The sequence below is a fragment of the Catellatospora sichuanensis genome (genome assembly GCF_007483665.1).
Lineage (GTDB): Bacteria > Actinomycetota > Actinomycetes > Mycobacteriales > Micromonosporaceae > Catellatospora > Catellatospora sichuanensis.
The window spans coordinates 1-3,175 of the sequence record NZ_VIQO01000067.1; the positions used below are offsets into that span (position 1 = coordinate 1).

The window sequence follows — 3,175 nt, forward strand, 5'->3', positions numbered from 1 at the left end:
TGTTGAGCGTCATTCGCTGTGAGCATGTGGCGTAGGCCTGCGTCGTTGCTGGTGAGCGGGATCTTGAGAGCAGCCCGGAGGGTTGCTCTTCTTCGTGTGCGACGCCAACGTGAGCACGTAGGAACTGGACCGGCCCTCCCGGTCTGTTCTTGGCGGAGCTGCCCGGGAGGGCCGTGAGTGGTGCTTGGAGGCACCGATGCTCACGGTAGAGGTGGATGCGGCGGCCGTCGAGAAGCGGCTGCTCGCGGGGCAGATGGTGTGTCCTTGTTCGGGGGTTCTGCGGCCGTGGGGTTTCGCCCGGCCACGTTGGCTGCGTACGCCGTCTGGGCGGGTGCGGGTGCGGCCGCGGCGGGCCAGGTGCGCGAGGTGCGGCCGGTCGCATGTGCTCCTGGGGGTGAACGTGCTGGTCCGGCGCGCGGATGCGGTCGAGGTGATCGGCGCCGGGCTGGTCGCGAAGGCGGCAGGGGCGGGCAGCCGGCGGGTGGCAGGGCTGCTGGGCCGGGCTCGGTCGACGGTGCGGGGCTGGCTGGCCCGGTTCGCCGGGCGGGCGCAGCTGCTGCGGCGGCTGTTCACGCAGGTGCTGGTCGACGTTGATGCCGATCCGGTGCCGCCTGCGGCGGCCGGGTCGGGGTTCGCCGACGCGGTCGCGGCGATCGTGGCCGCCGCCGCCACGGTGGCCCGCCGGTGGGGATTGTCCGTGCTCACGGTGTCGCCCTGGCGGGTGGCCGTGTCGGTCACCGGCGGCCGGTTGCTGTCACCGGATCTGCTGGTCCTGCCGATCAACACCAGTGCGCCCTGGCCGGTGCCGCGATGAGGGCGCTGGTGGCCCGTTTCGACTGATGCCGCACCTCGGCGGCAGACGAAACGGGAGGTGCAGGGGGTTGAACGTCCACGAACACGATGCGCGGGTGCGGGCCGAACGGGCCCGCAAGGTCGCGTTGTTCAGATACACGCTGATCCAGGAGGTGATCGACCCGGGCCTGTCGACCCGTCAGCGCGGCGTGCTGGTGCGCCAGATCGCCGCGACCGAGCACGACGGCCCGTTCGGGGACAAGATCGTGGTGGCCCGCAACACGATCGACCGGTGGGCGCGCTGGTTCCGCCAGGGCGGGTTCGCCGCGCTGGTCCCGCGGCCGGCGCAGGTCACCGCCCGCACCCCGGCCGAAGTCCTGGACATGGCCGCCGGGTTGAAGCGGGAGAACCCGGCCCGCACCGCCACCCAGGTCCGGCGGATCATGGTCGCGGCGGCAGGGTGGGCGCCGTCGGAGCGCACGCTGCAGCGGCACTTCGACCGCCTCGGCCTGGCCTCCCCACCGCAGGAGGCGCCGGCGGTGTTCGGCCGGTTCGAGGCGTCACGGCCCAACGAGTTGTGGACCGGCGACGCACTGCACGGCCCGCGCGTGGCCGGCCGCAAGACGTATCTGTTCGCGTTCGTCGACGACCACTCCCGGGCGGTGATGGGACACCGGTTCGGGTTCGCCGAGGACACGATCCGCCTGGCCGCGGCACTGCGTCCGGCGCTGGCCGCCCGCGGCGTCCCGGGGTCGATCTACGTGGACAACGGGTCGGCGTTCGTGGACTCGTGGCTGCTACGCGCCTGCGCCAGCCTGGGGATCAAGCTCGTGCACTCCGCGCCGGGCCGGCCACAGGGCAGAGGCAAGATCGAGAGGTTCTTCCGGACCGTCAGAGAGCAGTTCCTCGTCGAACTACCCGCCGGCGACGACAACGACGCGCAGATCGGCGACCTGGCCACGCTCAACCGGCTGTTCACCGCGTGGGTCGAGACGGTCTACCACCCCGCCACGCACTCGGGCACGGGGATGGCACCGCTGGCCCGCTGGCGCGACGGCATCGCGCATCCGCTGCCCACCCCGACCCCGGCGCAGCTGCGGGAGGCGTTCCTGTGGTCGGCGCAGCGCACCGTCACCAAGACCGCCACGGTGTCGCTGCACAACAACACCTACCAGGTCGACCCGGTCCTGACCGGCCGCAAGGTCGAACTCGTCTTCGACCCGTTCGACCTCACCGACATCGAGGTCCGCCACCACGGCCGCAGCCACGGCCTGGCCGTCGCGTTCCGCATCGGCCGCCACGCCCACCCCAAAGCCCGGCCCGAACAACTCGACACCGATCCGCCGGTCCCGACCGGCATCAACTACCTGCACCTCATCGACGCCGTCCACGACCGGGTCCTGGCCGAACGCGTCAACTACGCCGCCCTGCGCGACCAGGAGAACCCGTGACCATCGAACGGCTGCAAGCCCACTACGGCCTGTCGAAGATGCCCTTCGGCCGCGGCCTTGCCCCCGGCGCGCTGCACCGCCACACCGCCCACGCCGAAGCCATCGCCCGGATCACCTGGTGCGTCACCGAACGCGCCCTGGGCGTCATCACCGGCGAAGTCGGCGCCGGCAAGACCGTCGCGGTCCGCGCCGCGCTCACCGGCCTGGACCCCACCCGCCACACCATCATCTACCTCGGCAACCCCACCATCGGCGCCCGCGGCATCCACCACGCCATCGTCACCACCCTCGGCGGCGTCCCCCGACCCCACATGGCCACCCTCATCCCGCAGACCGCCGACGCCCTCGCCACCGAACAAGCAGAACGCGGCCGGACCCCCGTCCTTGTCATCGACGAAGCCCACCTACTCGACCACCCTCAACTCGAGGGCATCCGCATGCTCACCAACCAGGACATGGACTCCCGGTCCCCGTTCGCATGCCTACTCGTCGGCCAGCCCACCCTGCGCCGCCGCATCAAACTCGGCGTCCTGGCCGCCCTCGACCAGCGCATCGCGCTGCGCTACACCCTCAACCCCATGGCCGCCGCGGACACCGCCGGCTACGTCAAACACCACCTGGCCCTGGCGGGCCGCTCCGACACCCTGTTCTCCGACGACGCCGTCGCACTTATCCACCAGACCAGCCGCGGCCTGCCCCGAGCCGTCAACAACCTCGCCATCCAAGCCCTCGTCGCAGCATTCGCCGCCGACAAGAGCATCGTCGACGAATCCGCAGCCCGCGCCGCCGTCGCCGAAGTCACGACAGAGTGAACACCACCACGACACCATGAACACCAAGCCCTGCCCGCCTCCGGCGGACAGGGCTTCACCATGCCGCTACAAGCTCACCAGCAACGACGCCTACATGCTCACCGCGAACGCCGCGCAACA

General features: G+C 71.3%; 3 protein-coding genes. All 3 read left to right on the forward strand.

Annotation, left to right across the window (positions count from 1 at the left end):
- Nucleotides 1–382 precede the first annotated feature (382 nt).
- The 3 genes from FLL47_RS42465 to FLL47_RS42475 all read left to right on the forward strand — a co-directional run bounded on the left by FLL47_RS42465 (nt 383) and on the right by FLL47_RS42475 (nt 3,055).
- Entirely contained in the window at nt 383–814 is a 432-nt protein-coding gene (locus FLL47_RS42465; protein WP_222106447.1) for a hypothetical protein, read from the forward strand.
- 67 nt (nt 815–881) lie between these two features.
- Nucleotides 882–2,243, forward strand: a complete 1,362-nt coding sequence (locus FLL47_RS42470) for a DDE-type integrase/transposase/recombinase (RefSeq protein ID WP_144128364.1) — start codon at nt 882–884, stop codon at nt 2,241–2,243.
- Complete coding sequence (locus tag FLL47_RS42475) at nt 2,240–3,055, forward strand: ExeA family protein (protein ID WP_222106448.1); 816 nt, start codon at nt 2,240–2,242, stop codon at nt 3,053–3,055. The genes FLL47_RS42470 and FLL47_RS42475 overlap by 4 nt, the downstream gene beginning before the upstream one ends.
- Nucleotides 3,056–3,175 lie beyond the last annotated feature (120 nt).